Here is a 21,503-nt window from a genome sequence, read left to right on the forward strand (position 1 = left end):
CTCCTTTACTGGTTATCCTTCTTTATTATTATTGTTTAAGCCATGTTATTATTATAACAAATCAAAAATGGTCTGCCTAATTATATATTGTAATGGTTAAATAATAAATTTTTATCATTAAGGAAGCCTGGCATTGAATCCCCTTCAACACCAGGCTTACATTCCTAAATAGATTCATTTATTCCACTGTCATGATCAAATCACCTGCCTTGATCATTCCAGGTTCCCCTTTGCACACCGCTGTGTGGTTCGTTGAGTTTGATACAATAACCGGAGTCACTGTCTCGTATCCTTCTTTCTCGATGGCCTCCTTATCAAACGTAAGCAGCATATCTCCGGTTTTAACACGGTCTCCCGCCTTTACATGGGGCTTGAAATATTTTCCCTGCAGTTCTACCGTATCCATCCCCACATGGATCAGAAGTTCTGCACCATTCTCAGCCACGATCCCTAAAGCATGCCCGGTATCAAACACCGAGGCAACTGTACCATTTACCGGAGCGTATAATTTTCCTTCCCAAGGCCGGACCGCAACCCCTATTCCAAGCATACCGCTGGAAAACACCTGATCATTAACCTGACTTAATGGAATCAGGTCCCCATTTAAGGGACTGGATATACTCAGTTTGTGACTTCCGCTTCCTGAAGATTTCTCCTTCACTCCAGTTTCTTCCTTCGCGCCGCTTTCCTCCGGCACATCCTCAAACCCAAGACGCCACTGGATAGCAAATGTCACAACAAAAGCAATAAAGGCTGCAATCAGGGCATTGATCACATTACGGGAATCAGGTCCCACATACAGTCCAATTGCCGCCAGACCGGCTCCGCCTCCGCCAAAGCGCTGTACTCCGGTTAAACCGGCATACAGGCCTCCAATCCCTCCGCCAATGGTTGTTGCGATCAATGGTTTGCGGAGCCGTAAGTTAACACCAAACAGGGCCGGTTCTGTAATGCCCAGAAGAGCGGTCACACCGCTGGAAACTGATAGCTGGCGCAATTCCCTGTTTTTTGTCTTCACTGCCACGCAAAGTGCTGCCGCTCCCTGGGCAATATTGGATGGAAGGTTACCGGGTCCTATCACTGTCTCATATCCCAGAGCGGAAAGGGAATTGACATAAGCCGGAAGCAGGCTGTAATGCATGCCGGTCATAACCAGAAATGGCATAAAGGCTCCGATCACAGTGGGAAGAATCCACGGTGCTATTTTTTCTACTGACAGCAAGAACGCCACCAGACCGTCACCAATGATGCTTCCCAACGGTCCCAGCACTACCAGACCGATAGGAGCCATGATCAGTATGGTCAGCAGGGGCCTTGCTATAAATTTAATTACAGCAGGAGTAATCTTTTCTACAAATTTTTCCACATATGACAGAACAAATACGATCATGATAATGGGGATTACAGATGAAGAGTATGTCACCATACGCACCGGAATACCCAATACTCGGACAATATCTCCGGTCTCTTTCAGGGCGATCAGATTGGGATGCAGCAGGACCGCGCCCATGAGCATGGCCATCTGCATACTGCACCCGAATTTTTTTGCAGCTGATGCCGCTAAAAACACGGGCAGAAAATAGTAGGATGCATCTGCTATAAAATTTAGAAAATAGTATGTATTGCCTGTTTTGTCAATCAGACTGAACAGTGTAAGAATGGATAAAAGTGCTTTGACCATACCGGCACCGGCTATGATCGGCATGATTGGTGAAAAAATACCGGCTATGGTGTCCAGCAGCACATTGAGCCCCTTCTTTTTTTCATTTTGGGGTATTCCGTCTTTGGCCTTGTCTGTTCCGCATCCTCCAAGTTTCTGAAGTTCCTGATAAACGACAGGAACCTCCTGCCCAATAATCACCTGAAACTGTCCCCCTTTATTCACAACCCCCATCACTCCCGGGATTTCCCCGACTTTCTTTTCATCGATCCCTTCCGTTGACCGCAGGCTGAATCTCAGCCTGGTAACACAGTGGGTCAGGTTCTTAACATTGTTTTCGCCCCCAACCTCCTGAAGAATCTTTTGCGCCGTAACCTTAGCATCCATCTCAATACCTCCACATTTATCCTGACAATCATTATCCGATCGTATCTATATCTTCACCGTTTGTTTCCAGCACCTTTTTATACCAAGCATAGGATTTCTTCTTAATGCGTTTTAAGCTTCCTTTTCCGTTGTCATCCTTATCCACATAGATAAAGCCATATCGTTTGCGCATTTCCCCTGTTCCCACTGATATGATATCGATAGGTCCCCAGCATGTATAACCCATTACATCCACACCATCCAACTCTACCGCCTGCTTCAGCGCCTCTATATGGGATGCAAGAAACCGGATCCGATAATCATCCTGAATCGTTCCATCCTCCTCAACACGGTCAACAGCTCCCAACCCGTTCTCCACAACGAAAAGAGGCATCTGATATCGGTCATACAATTCATTAAGGGCGATCCTCAGGCCGATGGGATCAATGGGCCAGTCCCAGGCATTTCGTTCCAGGAATGGATTGGAACGTTCCACCCTGATATCTGATCCGTCCTCGCTGGATGCAACAGAGGAAAAATAGTAGCTGAAAGCAATATAGTCCACGGTCCCCGCCTTCAGGACCGTTTCATCCCCTTCCTCCATATGCAGTTCCACCCTCATACGCTTTAACTGAGTCCTGCACAGGTTAGTGTAATATCCTCTGCACATCACATCCGTATAATAATAATTAGGTATCATGTGGAACCTCTGTGCCAGTACATCCTCAGGCCGGCATGTCTTGGGATAAGTTGTCGGGTACTGCAGCATGCATCCGATTTTAAACTGCGGATCGATCTCATGACCTGCAATCACGGCCCTTGCGCTTGCCAAAAACATGTTGTGGCTGGCAATGGCCTTAATCTCATTATGATCTTCTCCTTCCCTATAGCGTATTCCTGCTTGGTGATAGGGTTCTGCCTGATTCATGGTCTCATTGATCTCATTAAATGTTATCCAATATTTTACCTTATCCTTGTAACGCGTAAACACGGTCCTGCAATATCGTTCAAAAAACTCAATCATCTTCCGGTTTCTCCAGGAACCATACTTCTGCACCAGATACAGTGGCGTCTCATAGTGGGACAATGTGACAATGGGTTGGATCCCCTTTTCCAAAAGGGTATCAAATACCTTGTCGTAAAAAGCAAGTCCAGCCTCATTTGGCTGCATCTCATCTCCCTGCGGAAAAATTCTCGGCCAGTTTATGGACATCCTGAAACAGTTAAACCCCATTCCCGCTAACAGATCAATATCTTCCCGATACCTGTGATAAAAATCAATCCCCTCATGGCTGGGATAATAACATCCCGGTATCACACCATCATGGACCACCCTGGGAACCCCATGACAGGAGCCCTGCTCCACATCCGCTATACTAAGTCCCTTTCCATCTTCAAGAAATGCCCCTTCCAGCTGGTTGGCCGCAGTGGCTCCTCCCCATAGGAAATCTTTTCTCAAGCTCATAATCAAACCTCCTTATGACCCGATTATAAGCAGGAAAACTTTATTTGAAAACAAACAAGGCCGATTATGAAACAGTGTTTTATCTTCGAGCCGCTCCTCTGTGGCTTTGGATGAAACACTGTTTTAACAATCGGCCATCCCCTCACTTACTCCTTCTCCTCCCCTCCCATGATAATGGAATTGGTGGATTTACGGAAACGTTCCAAAAGGCTGGTGCGCTCCAGCTTTCTCTGATAATTTCCATTGTAATCCTGCTGGAAATAGGCTGCATAGAGAATATCCAGCAACAGACTGACTGACAGATGTGTACTAAAATCCCCAAGATTCTGGAACAGACTTTCCTTGGTGGATATGGTTAATTTGCAAGCAGCATACTTTGTAAGGGAATTTTCACCAAAGGATGTGAGGGCGATCACAGGAACCGATCTTTTTTTACATTCCATAGCCACACGAAGTGTCTTTCCTGTCTCACCGGAATAAGAAATAATAATAGCCACATCCTTGACCGTCAGACAACCTGCCTCATAAAGCTGATAGTTAAGATTATTGGAAATAGTCACCCTTTTTCCAATTTTGATCATTTTTTCGCGGAAGCACTCTGCCTGGTTGATAGCCGTCCCTGCTGAAAACACATAAACATTTTGGCTATAACGAAGGAGTTTGACTGCACGCTGCAAAGCATCATGACGGAGAAGGGACACCGTATCCTGTGCTGTCTCTTCGTACAGCAGAGCAATCCGGTTCGCCGCCTTCATTATGGTATCCTTCTCTGAAAAGGGAAAATTAACGTCCACCTCGCCGGGCTGCTGATCCAGATACCGTATTTCTTTTATATACTGTGTCTTAAAATCTTCAAAGCCGCCAAACCCCATACGCTTACACATACGGACAATGGTGGCCGGGGAAGTATAGGTCGCTTCCGCCAGGCTGCGGGATGAATACTTTTCAATATTGCTCCCCTGTTCCAACAGGAAATCCGCAATTTCTTTCTCAGTTTTTGTCATGGTTTCCTTTAATTTCAATTTTTCCATAATCAGCATAACAATCCCCCGTCCTTCTGCCTGTTTTTTCTTATGTTCTATTATAATTATAAAAAACACAGATGCAAGCAAAATGCAGCATCCCGACTACGGAACGCTGCATTCTGCCGCTCTATAAGGATCTATATGAATCTACAGATCAAATATCTCAAAATCATCATTCACGTCATCCTGGGCCAGGCCGGCCGGCTGTTCCGGCTTGGATGTCTGAACCGGTCTGGTTGGCTGGACCGGTCTGGTTGGATGGGCTGACCCGGTTGGCTGGGCTGACCCGGTTGTCCGGTCCGGTCTGCCGGACTGGGCTGGCCTGGACGGCCTGGAGGGGCCTGCAGATTTAGGCGGCCGGACTGCCTTGGGCGGTTCCACCGGGTCTATGGGTTTCACTGATTCCATTGGCTGCACCGGCTCCAGAGGCTGTGACGCCCTGGATGGGCGATGCTCTGTCCGGCTGCGCCTGCGGGCAGCTTCCTCCCGCTCATCGGCATCCTCATCCCGGTCCTCATATTCCCCTTCGTCCTCATACCCCATCTGGTATTCGTACTCCCGCCTGTCATCATAGACCTGGCCGTCTTCATCCGGTTCATCATCTTCATCCCCGAATTCCTGGCCGTCATACTCGTCATATTCATCATACTCATCGCCATAGCCGTCTTCATCCTCGTAGGCCTGGTCCTCATCCTCCTGATACTCGTCTTCGCCTTCGGAGGATATCTGCTTTCTCTTCTTTGCGGCCGCCCTGCTTCTGCTGCCTCCTGGCTCCTCAGGAGTATCGCCGTCCCGGCCTCCTCCTTTGCCCTTCTTGTTCATTACAACCACCAAAAGGATGATCAGGAGCACCACTGCAATGGCAACGGTTACTGCCAGAAGGATCCTAAACAGGTTAAAGTCCTCACGTACCTTGTCATACTGTACTGCCAATGTATTGTACTGATCCGGGGTCACCATGCTGCTTGCTGCGGGATCCTCAAAGTATCTCTGGATGGTCCTCTCACTGTCCCTCATATCATAGCGGTAGAAGTTCTTTTCACCAGCCTCATTCATACCATACACAACACAGTACTGCGGCTCCTGATCAGCGCCCCATACCCAGCCCTTTACCTTGTGGCCGTCAATATTGATGGTGCTGGTCTTAAATCCGTCAGGAACCTTAACAGACTCGTCCGGAGGAAGTATGGTAATGGTCCGCCTGGATATCTCCATCTTGACCTGTTCTCCTGCATCTGCGGAAGCAGCGCTGGCACCGCCCTCCGCCTTGGTCACCACGATCACATATTCCTTGGCTGTCTCCCCATCCTGGGCCGTGACCTTACAGGTCACCCGGTTCTCTCCCATCTGGAGGCCTTCATTGCCGGAAATCACCTTGTTTGCATTATCATCCGTTGTGTCCGCGCTGATGATCAGCTTATCCACGTCCGTGCCCACGGTCACCGCATAGGTATCCACATCCGGCGAGAATGCCGGACTCAGTTCACCCGGCGAAACCTTCAGGCTCTTTAAGGTGGCATCCTTGGATGCGGTCTGAAGGGCGCTCACCGTAACAGTGGAGCTTCCCTCATGGTCCACGGTCACCAGCTGTGAACTGGAATCATATATCTCCTGGCTGGTTACCGAGATCTTGCTGGAGCCTGCCGCCAAAGCATTAAACTGCAGGGTAAAGGCCAGGGTGCCCGTGTTGGGCGTCCCTGCATCCCCATGAACCCGGACAGCTCCTGCCCCGCCTTCTGCGTTGGTTCCGCTGACAAACTCCAGCGCATTGGCGTCATAGGACAGCATAATATCCGCATTGGCCAGATTACTGCTGCTGCTTATCTTCATATTGACCTTAACCTGGCTTCCCACCGTGGCGGAGGGGTCGGAAAAGGTTATCTTAGCGCTTGCCGCAAATGCTGTCAGCATCTGTGCAGGCATCATCACTGCCATCATGCATGCCATTACCAGAATGGCAGCCCCGTGTCTCATTCGTCTTATCATCATTTATTCCCACTTTCAGATTATCATGTTTTCTTCCTGTCAGGACTGCACTTGCACAATAGTGACATTGCTTCCGCCCGGTGTGTTGCCGCCGCCAGGCATACTGCTGTCACCCGGCGCTCCCGGTCCGCCGCTGCCTCCCGGCCCTACGCCGCCTGAGCTGCTGCCTGAACTGCCGCCTCCCGTGCTTCCATCCGGCGCTGCCGGACTCTGAACACTGCCCTGGGTAGGTCCTCCTGCCTGCTGCACCACATGGATGGTGTAGGTCCGTACATTTCCGTTCTGTGCGGTTACCGTTATAATGACATCGTTGCCTCCGCTCTGCAGGTTTATATTGCCTGCGCCTGCCACGGTGGCGTTGGAGTCAGCCGATGATGCATTGACTGTAATGTTGGTTACGGAAGAATCCACGATCAGGTTATACTCCTGGGTATCCCTGTTAAAGGATGGGGTCAGGCTGAATCCGTCCACACCCAGGCCGGACAGCTTATTGTTAGGGCTTCCGTCCCCCGTGGGAGCGATGCACGCCTGCTCCGGCATGTTGTTAAATACCGGAATATGGAATTCCAGCGCCGAATTCTTCATGGTTGCCGTATATGCCTGGGACAGCTTGGCCGCTTCTGACGCAGCGCCCTGTACATTGCTCATATACTGGTGCTTATAGGGGTTGCTTCCCTGCACATTAAACTTTTTCAGGTAAAATGTATTCTGGCCGGCCTTTACATAGTTTTCCCCATAGCTCTGGGCCCCGCCCCGGATGGATTTTTCCACTGTGTTCCAGGGACGTCCGTAGGTGCCGGACTGTGACGCATATCTCAGCCCCATCTGGATCGCGGACATGGAACCGGACTGATATGCTTCCACATTAAAATAGTTATAATAACCCTCATACCCGGAATAGTTTCCGGATATAAGCGGGCTTGTGCCATTGTTGCCCTGCTCCTGCAAGATCATGGCTGCCAGCACGTAAGGGCTGACCCCTGACTGGGATGCTGCATTCATGATAATATCAATGTAAGAAGCCTCTTCTCCCGAAGGCGAAGTCCCTGCCGGGGATACGCCGGACGGGGAGCTGCTCGATGGTGAATTGCCTGACGGCGAATTGTCCGAGGGCGAATTACCCGAGGGTGAATTGGAAGAGGGTGAGTTACCGGATGGCGATTGGGTGGATGACGTATCACCTGAAGGCGGATTGCTGCCTGTATTGGTGCCGCCCACTGCAACCGGGCCATTGGACGAGGAGGAATTATCCTGTCCGGGAGCCACCAGGCTGACATTGGTTGTCACAAGCTGATGCTCCCTGGGAGTAATGGATGCCTGTGGTCCTTCCAGACTCACCTCACCGCTGCCGCCGGACGCCGGACTGCCCTGGGAAGAACTGTTGCCCGAAGGTGTCGAGCTGCCGCTTGTCCCTGACACACCGGGGCCGTGCTGGCTGTCATCATATGTACTTCTTCCCGGGCCGTTGGACGAACTGCTCCCCGAATGAGAACTGCTCCCTGGTCCCGTGCTGCTGCCCGGTCCTGAGGATGATCCGCCGGAAAAATCACTGCCGCCCGTGCCCGTGGATGTGGTGGAACCTGACAGGAATGTACCGGTCACCATGCTGGTAAGGCCTTCCCTTGTCTGGGTATTCTGGTCATATTCATGGGCCAGGAACTGGAATACATAGGTCTCGTCCAGGAAATTCCTGGGATCCATGTAATACCGGATGATATCCGGTGATGCCGCCACCCAGTTGCTGCCATCCAGCCCGGTCCAGGTACTGTTATCCCAGTTATATGCGCCGTCCGCAACAGACTTCCAGGAAGAAACACTGCCGGAAGCTACCAGATTGCGGCTGAGTACGGACTCATTCTCAATGACCGTATTCCAGTCCAGCCCTGTATTCTTTGCCTTAAACACCCAGTTGGGATACTGGGCATGAAGCTGTCTTAAACCGTTCTTATAACTCTCCGGAAATCCCTGGGAATTCAGATATGCCTCGAAATTGGCATCCGGGGTGTAAGAAACAGGAAGCCGGACATAGAGAGAGGACACATAACCTGTACTCACCGCTCCGCCCGTTCCCGTAAATTGGATCTGATACCATGTATTGCCGTCTGTGCCCCGCTGTTCGCCAATGATGTTAATGGCTGCACCTGCCGCCAGCCTGCCCACGGATGAATACCCCGTGCCGGCGCCGCTGCGGACATTCAGGGAGGTTGCCTTTACCGTGGCAGCTCCCGTATATGCGTAGGAATTGAACATTGTAAAAGGCGTGGCAACCGATGCCGGAAGATTTGCTGCCATCATCAACCCCAGCACCAGCGCCAGACCTTTCTTAATTTTGTTTCCCTTCATTATGTACAAATCTCCTGTATTTTCATCCATATCCAATAAAAGTATGAATTTCTATTTTATGACATTAATCCTATTATAATGACAAATACCTTCATATGTCAACAAAAACGCAGGAAACTTCACATAATACAAACTTTCGTAAGAAAAGATTAAATAATGTGGTAACTCCTTCCAAAATCTATAAAAATTTCCAGTACGTGGCGGACTACGCCGGAAAATGTCATCTGTTTGACCCCCCTGTCCGCATACACTGGGAACTGCTTTACCAGGGTCCCGTTCAGGCTGTAATCAATGGTTCCGATCTTCTGCCCTTCCCGCACAGGAGCCTCTAATATAGAAGGGATCCGGGCCGTCACCTGCACCTGTTCATCCTCCTTTAGCAGCATGGGAAGCTTTTTTTCCTCCTCGCTCAGGTGCAAGGACGCGCCTGTGAATTCCTGGCAGTTTCCTTCCTCCTCCCAGCACAGGCCCCCTGTCACCGGAATATCCGGAATCTCCTTTTCACAAAACACATCTCTTATGTTGTAATGATCCAGGCCGTAGGTGTAGAGTTTTCTGGCATCTGTCCATTTATAGGTTTTATGAGGGGGCCATCCGCATCCTAAAAGGGCAATGATGTAAGTTCTTCCCCCATTCTCCATGGCGCCAACGTAGGAGTAGCCCGCTCCCCCTGTAAATCCCGTCTTGCCCGACAAAACACCCTGCATCATATTCAGGAAAGCATTGTGGTTGTAACAGCTGTAGGAACGTTTTCCTGAACTGTCGGAAAAGGAGTAGTTCTGGGTCTGGGTGATTTTAAGGAACTCATCCTTCTTAGGCGACTGCGTTACACAATAGCGCATGATAGCCGCCAGGTCCGATGCCGTGGTGGAATGAATATGTTCTGTTCCGTCTTTGTCCTTTTTCACCCCGTCCAGTCCATTGGGTGTAATAAAATATGTATTCTCACACCCCAGGCTTTTTGCCTTTTCATTCATCAGTGCGGCAAACCCTTCCACGCTGCCCCCTATATTTTCCGCGATCATGACCGCTGCATCATTGTAGGATTCCAGCATCAGGGCATACAGCAGGTCACCCAGGCGGTATTTCTCCCCGGACCGGACCCCCAGATGGACCTTGGGCTGGGAGGCGGCCGTGGAGGATACGGTTACACTGTCCTCCAGATTTCCCATCTCCAAGGCCAGGATACATGTCATGATCTTTGTGGTGCTGGCCATGGGGCGAATGATGTCCTGGCCCTTTCCATACAGGATACGGCCGCTGCTGCCGTCCATGAGAACAGCGGACTGGGCATAGAGTTTCAGAAAATCAGCCGTCTCATCCCCGTCTTTCGCACTCCCCCCGGCAGCCTCACCGCTTCTCCCCTCCTGCTGTGTGATATATGCTCCCTGCACGGTCTGAACACGGCCGCAGACAAGGGAAATCAATAATACAATAGTTACAATCCAACGTTTCATGGCAGCGCCGCCTTTTTGCCTTTATTTCATCCTATTCTGGCCTATATGCATTTATTCATGGAGTACTTCCCTACCCGGTAAACTGTATGATATAATGAAATGATCATCCGCGTACTGTATAAGGAGGCGCAACATGCTGAAAAATATATGCTGCATACAATTCCGTGAAGGCAGCAAGGAAGAACTGCTGCCGGATTTCAGTCCGGATTTTCCTCATATTGCTTCCTATGTGGAACTGGACAAACTGCATCCGCTCCGCTTCATCCCCTGGCACTGGCACAAGGAAGTGGAATTGTTCTATGTTGAATCCGGTGTGGTGGAATACCATATCCCCAAGGGAACATTTGTGTTTCCTGCCGGTCATGGCGGTCTTCTCAATTCAAACGTCCTCCATATGACTCAGTCCCCCAAAGGGATCGTCCATACGGTTCAGCTGGAGCATCTGTTCGACCCATCTCTCATAGGAGGGACTCCCGGAAGCAGGATTGAAAAAAAATATATCCTTCCTCTCACAACAGCCGCACACATAGGCGTTATTCCCCTGGATCCCGGCCGGCCCCAGCAGGCTTCCATTCTGGAATCCATCCGCCGGTCTTTTCAGATCTCCTCTGAGGAATATGGATATGAGGTCAGGCTGCGGGATTCCCTCTCTGATATCTGGTGCAGGATTCTTGCCATCAGCGCCCCTCTCCTTGATGAAAATGGACACAGCACAAAAAACGATGACAAGCTGAAAATGATGATCATATACATCCATGAACATTTTAGGGATAAGATTACAGTTGGGAATATTGCTGGTGCTGCCTTTATCAGCGAACGGGAATGTTTCCGCACCTTTCAGGAATGTCTGCGCACCACTCCTGTGGAATATCTTAAGGCTTACCGTCTGCAGCAGGCCAGCCGTATGCTGGCCCAAGGCCGGGAATCCGTCACCCTGGTCAGCCAGGCATGCGGCCTGGGAAGCAGCAGTTATTTCGGAAAGGTATTCAGAGAGCATACAGGATATTCACCATTGGAATACAGGCGCCGATACGGCCGGGGGAATGAATGAGTGCAGCCGCCGCCTCATCCGCATCCGCATCTGCCCTTTACATCATCTGCGAATGGCAGGATCGTGATAGATAAAGGCGGAAACCATATATAAATAAGAATATTATTTCACTATAATGATATCAGGTAAAGTGATAGGAAATCAGGACAGCCGACCACGCCAGCTGACCATGGCATTCAAAGGAGGCCCTATTATGATCAAACTGAATATCATTAACATGGAAGAATTCCTGCGCACGGTAAACCGCTGCAAGGGAGCCGTATATATGGTTGAACCGGGAACTGGTAAAACAGATATCACCGGGCAGGACGAAATCCAGGAATATCTGCGCAGAAAACACAGGGATAATAAGGGTTATCTGCCGCTGGTGCTGGAAATCCCCGTTCCTGCGGACTATATGAGCATTATCAACTTTTACGCCGGCGACCTGTGACCTGCCTTCACTCTGCAAAAAGCAATATGACCCCATGAAACAGATTGACAAGAACACCCCTTCATCTTAAACTAGAATATATGTTCTGTCTATACATGGAATCATATCATTAAAAGGAGTGTGAAATATTATGGAGCAGCCGGAAAAGAGACGCCTCATTTTCCACATTGATGTAAATTCCGCTTTTCTCAGCTGGGAATGTGTGTACCGGCTGAGCCAGGATCCCGATGCCCTGGATCTGCGCACCATCCCCTCCGCGGTGGGCGGGGATGCCAGTATGAGGCATGGCATTGTGCTGGCCAAATCTCCTCTTGCAAAGAAATACGGGGTCACCACAGGAGAACCCCTGGCCCAGGCGCGCCGCAAATGCCCGGACCTGACCGTGGTGCCTTCCCGTTTTGATTTTTATATCCGGTGTTCCAGAAAAATGATGGAGCTGCTGGAGGAATATACGCCGGACCATGAAAAATTCAGCATTGATGAGATCTTCCTGGATATGACAGGAACCATCCATCTTTTTGGCGACCCGCTGACAACAGCCAACCGGATACGGGAACGGATCGGGAGGGAACTGGGATTCACTGTGAACATCGGTATTTCCAGCAACAAACTTTTGGCCAAGATGGCCTCTGATTTTGAAAAGCCGAACAAGTGCCATACCCTGTTTTTGGAGGAAGTGCCGGAAAAGATGTGGCCGCTGCCCATCCGGGAGCTTTTCTTTGTGGGAGGGGCTGCCCAGAAAAAGATGGAAAGCCTTGGACTGCGTACCATCGGCCAGCTGGCTGCCTGCGATCCAAAGGTGCTGAAGGCACATCTGGGCAACAAATACGCCGAGCTCATTCACCAGTATGCCAACGGGATCGATGATGATCCGGTGGAGGAAAAGGAACCTGTTAACAAGGCCTACGGCAACAGCATCACCCTGTCCAGGGATATCTCCTCCTATGAGGATGCCTGCCAGGTCCTGCTGTCCCTGTGTGAAACAGTTGGCGCCAGGCTGCGGGCAGACCATGTCCTCTGCAATAATGTCTGTGTGGAACTGAGGGATTGGGAATTCAGGAACCAGTCCCACCAGATGGCCCTGCCAGAACCCACGGATTCAACCTCCGTGCTCTACGATCATTCCTGCCGTTTATTAAGGGAATTCTGGACCATGACCCCACTGCGTCTCATGGGAGTGCGGGCCGGAAAGATTTCAGAGGATGCCTTTTCCCAGATCAGCCTTTTTGAGGATCCGGGACTGCAAAAGAAAAAAGAATTTGAAAAAACAGTGGATGCCATACGCAGCCGCTACGGCATAGACAGCATTAAGCGGGCCAGTTTTCTGCAAAAGGATTCCATCGTGGACCATGCAGCCAGCAAGAGAAAACATCTGAACCGCCAGGAAGACATATAAGTCACATCAGGAGAATACATGATCAAGAAAACCATTGAATACCATATAACAGATTCGTCCCAGGATTGCACGGTTGAAGAATTTTTAAAAGCCCGCGGCTATTCCCATCATCTGGTGGTGCATCTTAAGAAGGATCCTCAGGGATTGATTGTTGATCACATCCCTGTCTATACCGTACACCGCCTTCAGGCCGGTGAAAGGCTTAGGGTCACACTTACGGAGGAGGAATCCTCCCATAATATCGTCCCTGTCCCCCTTCCCCTTTCCATTGTGTATGAAGATGAGGATATCCTGGTGATCGACAAGGCGGCCGGAGTTCCCGTCCATCCATCTCAGGGCCACCATGACAACACCCTGGCCAATGCAGTGGCCTGGTATTATTGCCAGAAGGGTGAGCCCTTTACCTACCGGGCCATCAACCGCCTGGACAGGGATACCACGGGCCTTCTCATCCTTGCCAAGCACATGCTCAGCGCCTGTGTGTTATCCCATGAGATGCAAAACCGTAACATCAAGCGGGAATACCGGGCCATGGTGTGCGGCAGGACCATGGAACAGGGGTGCATCCGCAGCCCCATTGCCAGAGTCAGCGGCTCCACCATTGAGAGAGCAATAGACCATGAACACGGTGAATCCGCCTGCACCCACTACAGGCGGATCTCTTACAACGAATCCCTGGACCTATCCTATATCAGCCTTTGGCTGGAGACAGGACGCACCCACCAGATCCGTGTCCATATGAAGTCCATCGGCCATCCTTTACCGGGGGATTTTCTTTATCATCCCGACTACCGCCATATCAAACGCCAGCCCCTGCATTCCTACGGGCTGAGTTTCCTCCATCCGGTTACCGGCAGGTCCATGGAGTTTACAGCAGAGCTTCCCCAGGATATGGCCTGTCTTTTATAAGATCGGGGCCAATGGTTCACATCCGCCTCAGTCCCTTGGGATAATGGTTCTTAAGCATTCCTCCGGCAAATTTGCACCAGCCAAGGCTGAGGCCGTCTGTAAGGACCAGCCCCCATCCCTTCCTGTCCCCCTCTGCTCTGACCTCATCCGCTGACAGGGTTTCCCCCTTCAGATATCGGATGACCTCCCTTTCATGGGAGGGAAGTTCAGCCCATCGTTTCACATCCTCTTGTCTCAGAACCAGGGCCAGGCCGTGGGAAGGTTCAAACCGATTTTTTTTCAGGGCCCCCATATGGAGTCCCGGCCGGATGATCTTCAGTCCCTTCATGTCCGGCATCTCAGGTGGCAGCAGATACAACTGGTCGCCAAACAGAACATACTCATCCCTTTCAAGGAACTGCTCCGGCCGCACCAGGGTATCCTTTAGAAACGCTTCATAGTCCTTAAAGATCCCGTTCCTTTTTCTGCTGTCCAGATACACAGCCTCCTTAAAGCGTGCCCGGCAACAAGCTTTATCCCCCGGCTCTCTCTTTTTAAGGACAGCCATATAGTGGCCTTCTCCCTCCAGTTTATGGGGCATGATGCGGAAGGTCTCTTCCAGATGATGTTGTTTTACCAGCTCTGATGTCTGCTCTGACGCCACCCCTTCCTGATCTGATCTCTCCCCTGCCTTCTCCCTATCTTTCCATCCGATCCATTGGGGTTTCCCCTCTGTGAATCCTTCGTAAGCTGCCACGGATTCCACACAAAACTCCTCATGGCGCTCCAGGAAACCCAGGATTGCCCCTTCATTTTCTTCCGGCGCAAAGGTGCAGGTAGAATAAACCATCCTTCCGCCCGGACGCAGCATGGCCGCGGCGCTGTCCAGTATCTCTCTCTGGCGGGCGGCACACATGTCCACATGCTCCTCGCTCCACTGCGCTCTGGCAGCCTCATCCTTTCTGAACATTCCCTCCCCTGAACAGGGCGCGTCCACCACGATCCCGTGAAAGTATTCCGTAAAATGGGGCGCCAATTGTCCTGGCTCCTGGTTGGAAACCACACAATTATAAACTCCCATGCGTTCCATATTCTGGGACAGGATCCTGGCTCTGGCCGGATGGATCTCATTGGACAGCAGGAATCCCTGTCCCTTTAACCGGGACGCGATATGGCTGGATTTGCCCCCGGGAGCCGCGCACAGATCCAGAACACGGTCGCCGGGTTGGGGATCCAGAAGCTCCACCACCGCCATGGCACTGGGTTCCTGAATATAGTACAGCCCGGCCTCATGGTACGGGTGTTTTCCCGGTCTGTGGCTTCCATCGTAATAGAAGCCTTCTTTTACCCAGGGAATCTTTTTCAGGGAAAATCCAGCCCTGTCGCTCACCTTTTGTGCCAGGTCCCTTACTCCCTGCTCCTCCCATCCATCCTCCGTCCCGCCCCAGGCCTTAAGGGAGTTAAAGCGAAGCCCCTGGACCCGTTCACTGTCATAGCTGGCCTCAAAAGCCTCATATTCATCTCCCAGCAATTCTTTCATCCGCTCCTTAAAGCGTACCGGCAATTCCGTCATCTTATATCCATCCTTTATTTTCACTAATCCTTATATTCCGATCCCTTGTCCACTGAGGGTATATTCACATCAGGAAACAGTCCCATGCCATGACGGCAAATGAGCCGCTGTATCATGATGATACAGCAGCCCACTTCATCCTTCAATCCCTGTTACAAATAAATCCAATCCTCTTTAGAGCACTACCTTAAAGTCATCGTTGGCCTCTCCGTTCACCACATAGTATGCGGTGCCTTCATTGGCAACAATGTAAAGCTCAATAGTCTTGATCTCCACACCCTTATGATTGCTCTTATATGCTTTTACCGCGCGGTCCAGCACATCCTTGGCCACCAGGTCTTTTCCGTCAAACTGAAAATGTACCTCTGCCTTTGGTTCTGCCTTTTTAGCTGCCGTTTTCTTGGCTGGAGCCTTTACTTCTTTCTTCTCCGCTTCCCTTTTAACCGTCTCTTTTTTAACTGTATCTTTCTTAACCGGTTCCTTCTTGGCCGCAGTTGTCTTAGCCGGAGCCTTCTTCGCTGCTGCTTTCCTGGCCGGGGCTTTCTTGGCCGGTGCCGCTTCTGTCTCTGCGGCTGCCACAGCTTCTGTCTTTACTTCTTCAACTGGTGCCGCCTGCTTTGCCTCTGCTTTAGCAGCTGTTGGCTTTACTGCCTCCTCTGCCGGCTTTACAGTTGTTTTAACATCTTTCTTAGCTTCTACCATAGTCCATATCCTCCCTAGTTTTGAATAATGGCTTTACGAGTAATCCCTTAGATGCATTAAGGGCATTATAAAATGCTTTTTTTCATTTGTCAACAAATTAACCGGAAAAAACGCCCTCACACCTCAAAAAACACCTTTTTCTTACATTCTTTTTTAATAATTATACACCCGGGCCAATTTCGTCACCGGGTCCTGGGCTCTGGAATGCCGGGCCGTATCCTGCCGTTGTCTCCGGCGTCTGAGTACCCTCCGGTGATGCGGACTGCCCCACCGGATCTATGGATATCTGCGGCTCTGTGGGGGCTGGCTGGGACGGCACTGGCTGTCCCGGCTGAGTTTGAGCCGGCTGGGTCTGGGCCGGAGGCGCAGCCGGCGCTGTGGCCAAAGGAGCGGTGGTCTCCGGCGCCGGCGCTGTGCCCGATGCTTTGCTGGGCTTGGAGCTTTCCGTGCCCGGCAGGTCATAACAGATCACCGGCATGCCCGCATACACGTTCTCAAACAGCTGCTTGGCAGCCGCATAAGGCATGTTCACACATCCGTGGGAACCGCCCGATTTATAGATGGAACCGCCAAAGCTGGATCTCCAGCTGGCATCATGAAAGCCGATCCCGCCGTTAAAGGGCATCCAGTATTTTACAGGGCTTGCGTACCCCTCCCCCTTCAAAACCGCATCCCTCTGCTTGTAGGTGAGGGCAAATATGCCCGGGGGAGTGGAATGGCCCCGAGAAACATTTCCGGACACAAAGTCCGACTCCAGTATCTTTTCCCCGTCCTTGTAAAAAAACATGTGCTGGGCTGTCAGATTGACCTCCGCATAGGTATTGCCATAGTCAGGGCCGTCATGGCTTGCAGCTGTCTGGGCATAGACAGGTTCCCTTGTTGTATCTTCCCCTGCCTCCAGTATCTCTGCCAGCTCCTCCAATTCAGCTTTCTGGTTGATCCTCCAGCCATAAAACCCGGTCACCTCCACGGTTTCCCCATAGCTGGTTTGAAAGGAGCGTTTTTTGTAGGCTGTGTTGTGTCTGAACGCCAGATCCTTTATGTATTCTGATATCTTATCCCTGTCAAGGGCAACGCTCTGCCCGTCAGAAACCAGCCACTGGTGAATGGTTTCCCCATCCAGCACTTCACTTGTGCTTCCAAAGGTGTATGTCACCGATAGATTGACATACCTGTTCCTTGCATCCCTGGCCGCCACAAGCGCACTGTTGTCAGACCTGATGGAGGGCGCCCGGTAACAGCCCAGCGCCTCCAGGTCCGCTTCCTTTTCAAGGGCCTGCACATGCTCTGCCGCTGTCTTCCTTACCAGGTCCGGATCCAGTTCATTGCCCTCAACTTCAGGTACGACCGCATATCCCTGGCCGCTCACATAATCTGACAAATAGGCATCCGCGGGCACGGTAACCAGTGCGGGGTCAAAGCAGTCCAGCTGTCCCAGACTGTCCTCCAGCTTGCGTTGGTCAAATGCGATCATGGTATGGATATCATATTCCGGGCCTCTGAACAGGTATCTGGGCCAGGCGTACGGATTCTGCTGGCGGATGATCTCCTCCAGGCTTCCGTCAAATACAGTATGCAGGTCAATATCCTCTCCCGAAACAGACTCGCTGTTTCCGCCCTTAAGCTTGAGCGTTAGGCTGTAATCCCTGATTCCTGCGGATATCATATCCTTTACTTCTTTTGAAGACCGTCCCGACACGTCCATTCCATTAATGACCGTATGGGGAAGGTATGTATCCCGGTATCCCATGGCCCGGTAAAAATATCCCCCGGCACATGCCGCCAATGCCAGAGCCATCACTATGGCAGCCACTTTCCAATATCCGCCCTTCAACGGCTCCCGGGTTTCGCCGGCTTCCCTGCCTTTGCCGGACGGCTCCTGGCTTTTTCCGGCTTCCCTGCCTCTGCCGGACGGCTCCTGGGGGGGTCCGTCTGTTCTTATGCCGTTTTGCCGGTTCTGCGGGCTGACGGTTCCCTGTGGCTGCGCCGGGCTCTCCCGTCTCTCCCCGGCTGCTTTTTCACGCGCCTGTTCCTCTTTCCTGGCCATAAAAGCGGCCTTGCTCCTGCTTCGCCGCGGACGGCCCGGATCCTGCTTTTCCTGTACTGATATCCCCTCTTTCTTATTCTGTTCTTTATCCATGCATCAATACCTTTCTAATTCCTCCAGCAATCTGGTAATCCGGCTTTCTCCGTACACCTTGATCCCATGTTGTTCTAAAAGCCCTGCACAGACCCCATCCCCCGGTATCAATCTGCCGGTAAAGGTTCCGTCATAGATCTGCCCCCTGCCGCAGGATGGACTCCGCTCCTTCAATATGGCCGCCCTGCACCCGTAGAGCTGTGCAAGCTTCAGCGCTGCTTCCGCTCCCTTTTGATAGGCCATGGTCACGTCCTCACCATCTCTGGTAACCACCCGCCCCTGTATCCGTTCGGCAGGTGTACGGGGCGTGGCAAGACCTCCCATAATCTCCGGACACACAGGGATCAGGTGATGCGTATGGAGCAGTGCCTCTATCTCCGGCTCAAGTACCCCTTTGCCGTTATATCTGCACTCCACCCCCAGCAGGCAGGCGCTTACCAGTATATTCATATTCCCCATCCTCCCATTTATGTATCATTTTACGTCAGAACCTCTTGTGATCTCCCAGCACCTTCCCGCTCAGGAGCAGATACGTGGCGGTGCTTGTCATACATGCAATGATATCTGAGATCGGTTCTGCAAAGAACACCTTTTCCACCCCGAATACCATGGGCAGAAACAGCATGGACAGGAAATACACCAGCTTCCTGAACATGGATAGACTGACAGCCACCTTTGCAATGCCCATGCCCGTAAATCCGTCCACCACGGTGTACTGGACGGCCAGCGGGATCACACAAAGGGTGTAGATCCGGATCGCCCACTCCGTAATTCCCACATAGGAAGATTCCCTTGTGAAGATCCGTACAAAATATCCGGGGCCCACCTGGGCTATGATAAACATCACAGCTGTAAATACCAGTCCCAGGACCACGATGTGTTTTTCTGCCCTGCGTATCCTGTCAGGCCTGCCTGCTCCATAATTATAACCTAAAACCGTCTGTGTTCCACCGGTAATTCCTCCCAGCGGCATGGTGATCAAAAGCATGAAGCTCTGCACAATGGTATTGCAGGTGAGAAGCATATCCCCATCCCCCGGCCTGGCAAACTTGCTGATCACCATGTTCATCACAATAATCAGCAGGCTGTCGGAAGCAATGATAAGGAAAGGTGAAAGCCCCACGATCAGCACCTGTTTCATGGTATTCCATCTGTATCCCCCAAACGTGATCCGCACCAGAGGCCTCTTTCCAAACAGGAAAATGAGCACGTATATGCAGGAGGCCATCTGGGAAATCACCGTGGCGATGGCCGCTCCCTTGACCCCCATATTAAAATAGAATATGAAAATGGGATCCAGGACAATGTTGCTGACCGCACCCAGGACAACGGATTTCATCCCCACCTTGGCAAATCCCTGACATATGATAAACTGGTTCATGCCAGCTGATAGCAGCGCAAACACCGTTCCTGATAAATACCAGCTCATGTATTCGTTGGCATAGGGAAAGATAGCAGGGCTGGCGCCAAAAAATGTAAGCAATGGCTCCTTAAACAAAAAGGTAACCGTCATGATAATAAGGGCCATTCCTGTGAGAAGGGCAAAGCAGTTAGCCACCATTTGGGTTGCCGCCCTTTCATTTTTCTGTCCCAGCCGAATACTCATCAGCGGGGCGCCTCCCACCCCGATCCAGCTTGCAAAGGAGGAGATCAGGGTCACCACCGGACCGCAGATCCCAACCCCTGCCAGGGCCACTGCCCCGATTCCTTCTATATTTCCAATGTACATACGGTCCACGATGCTGTACAGCACGTTCACAAATTGAGCCAGCATGGAAGGAAATGCCAACCTCCACACCAGCCCTCTTACTTGATCCGTATCCAGATTATTCTCTACTCTCACCGTACTGCTCCCCTATAATCTAATCTATTCCTTCCTTCGGAAGGCATTTATATCCTTGATCAGGACATCCAGGCTGTCCTTGATTCCCTGGAATGCTCCGTATTCATATAAACTCACAAAAAACAATCCAATGGGCACTGCCAGGATCATGCCGGCTATGCCCTTTACTTTAAAGCCCAGGTATAAAAGCAGAAGGGTCAGGAGGGGATTGAGTCCCATACTGTCTCCCACCAGCTTAGGCTGTACCAGCTGACGCGTAACCTGGGTCAGGACATAAATCAGCAAAAGGCCTGCCGCAAAGGCATACTCGCCTCCCAGCAGCTTGATCAGTCCCCATGGGATCAGGGCCGTACCTGTGCCGAATACAGGCAGGAAATCCAAAAATGCAATGAGAAATGCCCAAAGCGGAGCATATCCCACTCCCAGCACAAGAAATCCCACGGTAAGGATCAGCCATACTACCACCATGATCTTAAACTGTGCCATAAAATAGCCGCCGATCAGGCGGAGAAGTTCCCCTCTCAGGTATCTGGTATAACGCTGGGCCCATGCCGGCGTGTGTGCTTTGATCATGGCCAGTATTTTATCCCGGTCCACAATAAAGAAATAGGCAGACAAAATAGTGACCACCAGATACACCAGTACGGCGGGAATGCTCCTGGCCACTGATCCGGCCGCCTCCACAGTAGGGGAAGCAAGTTTTTCCACTGCCTTTCCCACATAGCTTCCCAGATTGCTGCCGATCTCCGCCCAGGTCTGCTGGATGCTGTCGGGCAGGAACCGGAACAGATGTTCAATCTGTTCCATGCTGCGCGCCACATCCCCCTCAATGCCTTCATAGAGAGCTGGAAGATCTTTCATAAAGCCGTGAAGCAATACCAGGCTTCTGGACAGGATCAGATAGATAAGGCCAACCACCAGGGCCAGGGCCGCCACCACGATCACAATGGAACTGTGCTTTCGTACCAGCTTTACCCTGCGCTCTAAAAAGCGCACCAGGGGATTTGCGATCATGGCTATGATCCAGCCAATGACAAAGGGCATGAAAAATTTCAAAACCTTGGGCCCCATAACGCACAAAAGGATCCAGCCTGTTACCGGGATCAATATATTCAGCATAAGCCGCAGATAATGCTTCCACCCTGCATCTTCCATCCTATCACCTGTCCTGTCTG

General features: G+C 51.2%; 16 protein-coding genes. 4 read left to right on the forward strand and 12 right to left on the reverse strand.

What is annotated here, in order from left to right; all coding sequences use genetic code 11:
* Window positions 1-178: 178 nt before the first annotated feature.
* From CLFS41_RS20700 to CLFS41_RS20725, 6 genes are all read right to left on the reverse strand, one after another.
* Window positions 179-2,047: a beta-glucoside-specific PTS transporter subunit IIABC gene (locus tag CLFS41_RS20700; protein ID WP_045093335.1), complete on the reverse strand. Its 1,869-nt coding sequence runs from the start codon at window positions 2,045-2,047 to the stop codon at window positions 179-181.
* Window positions 2,048-2,078: 31 nt separating this feature from the next.
* Window positions 2,079-3,491: a 6-phospho-beta-glucosidase gene (locus CLFS41_RS20705; protein WP_045093336.1), complete on the reverse strand. Its 1,413-nt coding sequence runs from the start codon at window positions 3,489-3,491 to the stop codon at window positions 2,079-2,081.
* A 146-nt stretch (window positions 3,492-3,637) separates the two neighbouring features.
* Window positions 3,638-4,531 carry a MurR/RpiR family transcriptional regulator gene (locus CLFS41_RS20710; protein ID WP_045093444.1) on the reverse strand — a complete coding sequence of 298 codons (894 nt, stop codon included), beginning with the start codon at window positions 4,529-4,531 and terminating at the stop codon, window positions 3,638-3,640.
* 132 nt (window positions 4,532-4,663) lie between these two features.
* Window positions 4,664-6,505: a cadherin-like beta sandwich domain-containing protein gene (locus tag CLFS41_RS20715; RefSeq protein ID WP_242856898.1), complete on the reverse strand. Its 1,842-nt coding sequence runs from the start codon at window positions 6,503-6,505 to the stop codon at window positions 4,664-4,666.
* Between the two features lie 36 nt (window positions 6,506-6,541).
* Complete coding sequence (locus tag CLFS41_RS20720; protein ID WP_007863770.1) at window positions 6,542-8,845, reverse strand: SH3 domain-containing protein; 2,304 nt, start codon at window positions 8,843-8,845, stop codon at window positions 6,542-6,544.
* Between the two features lie 149 nt (window positions 8,846-8,994).
* Window positions 8,995-10,302, reverse strand: a complete 1,308-nt coding sequence (locus CLFS41_RS20725; RefSeq protein WP_045093337.1) for a D-alanyl-D-alanine carboxypeptidase family protein — start codon at window positions 10,300-10,302, stop codon at window positions 8,995-8,997.
* 136 nt (window positions 10,303-10,438) lie between these two features.
* Between CLFS41_RS20725 and CLFS41_RS20730 the strand changes: the two genes are divergently transcribed.
* The 4 genes from CLFS41_RS20730 (at window position 10,439) to CLFS41_RS20745 (ending at window position 14,091) form a co-directional block, all read left to right on the forward strand.
* Window positions 10,439-11,353, forward strand: a complete 915-nt coding sequence (locus CLFS41_RS20730; protein ID WP_045093446.1) for an AraC family transcriptional regulator — start codon at window positions 10,439-10,441, stop codon at window positions 11,351-11,353.
* Between the two features lie 193 nt (window positions 11,354-11,546).
* Complete coding sequence (locus tag CLFS41_RS20735; RefSeq protein WP_045093338.1) at window positions 11,547-11,786, forward strand: hypothetical protein; 240 nt, start codon at window positions 11,547-11,549, stop codon at window positions 11,784-11,786.
* A gap of 130 nt (window positions 11,787-11,916) precedes the next feature.
* Window positions 11,917-13,182: a DNA polymerase IV gene (locus CLFS41_RS20740; RefSeq protein WP_007863764.1), complete on the forward strand. Its 1,266-nt coding sequence runs from the start codon at window positions 11,917-11,919 to the stop codon at window positions 13,180-13,182.
* Between the two features lie 18 nt (window positions 13,183-13,200).
* Window positions 13,201-14,091 carry an RluA family pseudouridine synthase gene (locus CLFS41_RS20745; protein WP_045093339.1) on the forward strand — a complete coding sequence of 297 codons (891 nt, stop codon included), beginning with the start codon at window positions 13,201-13,203 and terminating at the stop codon, window positions 14,089-14,091.
* Window positions 14,092-14,107: 16 nt separating this feature from the next.
* On the opposite strand, the gene CLFS41_RS20750 is transcribed toward CLFS41_RS20745, so the two are convergent.
* The 6 genes from CLFS41_RS20750 to ytvI form a co-directional block, all read right to left on the reverse strand.
* Entirely contained in the window at window positions 14,108-15,643 is a 1,536-nt protein-coding gene (locus tag CLFS41_RS20750; RefSeq protein ID WP_045093340.1) for an RsmB/NOP family class I SAM-dependent RNA methyltransferase, read from the reverse strand.
* A gap of 174 nt (window positions 15,644-15,817) precedes the next feature.
* Window positions 15,818-16,345 carry a DUF6465 family protein gene (locus tag CLFS41_RS20755; protein ID WP_007863761.1) on the reverse strand — a complete coding sequence of 176 codons (528 nt, stop codon included), beginning with the start codon at window positions 16,343-16,345 and terminating at the stop codon, window positions 15,818-15,820.
* A 160-nt stretch (window positions 16,346-16,505) separates the two neighbouring features.
* Window positions 16,506-18,485 (reverse strand): L,D-transpeptidase family protein, encoded by a 1,980-nt coding sequence (locus CLFS41_RS20760; protein WP_045093341.1) that lies wholly within the window; start codon window positions 18,483-18,485, stop codon window positions 16,506-16,508.
* 3 nt (window positions 18,486-18,488) lie between these two features.
* The gene (locus CLFS41_RS20765; RefSeq protein WP_007863759.1) at window positions 18,489-18,935 is read right to left on the reverse strand and encodes a DUF523 domain-containing protein; all 447 of its coding nucleotides are present in this window, start codon (window positions 18,933-18,935) and stop codon (window positions 18,489-18,491) included.
* A gap of 34 nt (window positions 18,936-18,969) precedes the next feature.
* A complete protein-coding gene (locus tag CLFS41_RS20770) occupies window positions 18,970-20,328 on the reverse strand; it encodes an MATE family efflux transporter (RefSeq protein ID WP_007863758.1) in 1,359 nt (452 codons plus the stop codon).
* 24 nt (window positions 20,329-20,352) lie between these two features.
* Window positions 20,353-21,483, reverse strand: coding sequence for a sporulation integral membrane protein YtvI (gene ytvI, locus CLFS41_RS20775; protein WP_040416682.1), 1,131 nt, complete (start codon window positions 21,481-21,483; stop codon window positions 20,353-20,355).
* Between the last annotated feature and the right edge of the window lie 20 nt (window positions 21,484-21,503).

The organism is Clostridium sp. FS41 (assembly GCF_000954015.1).
Classification (GTDB): Bacteria; Bacillota; Clostridia; order Lachnospirales; family Lachnospiraceae; genus Enterocloster; species Enterocloster citroniae.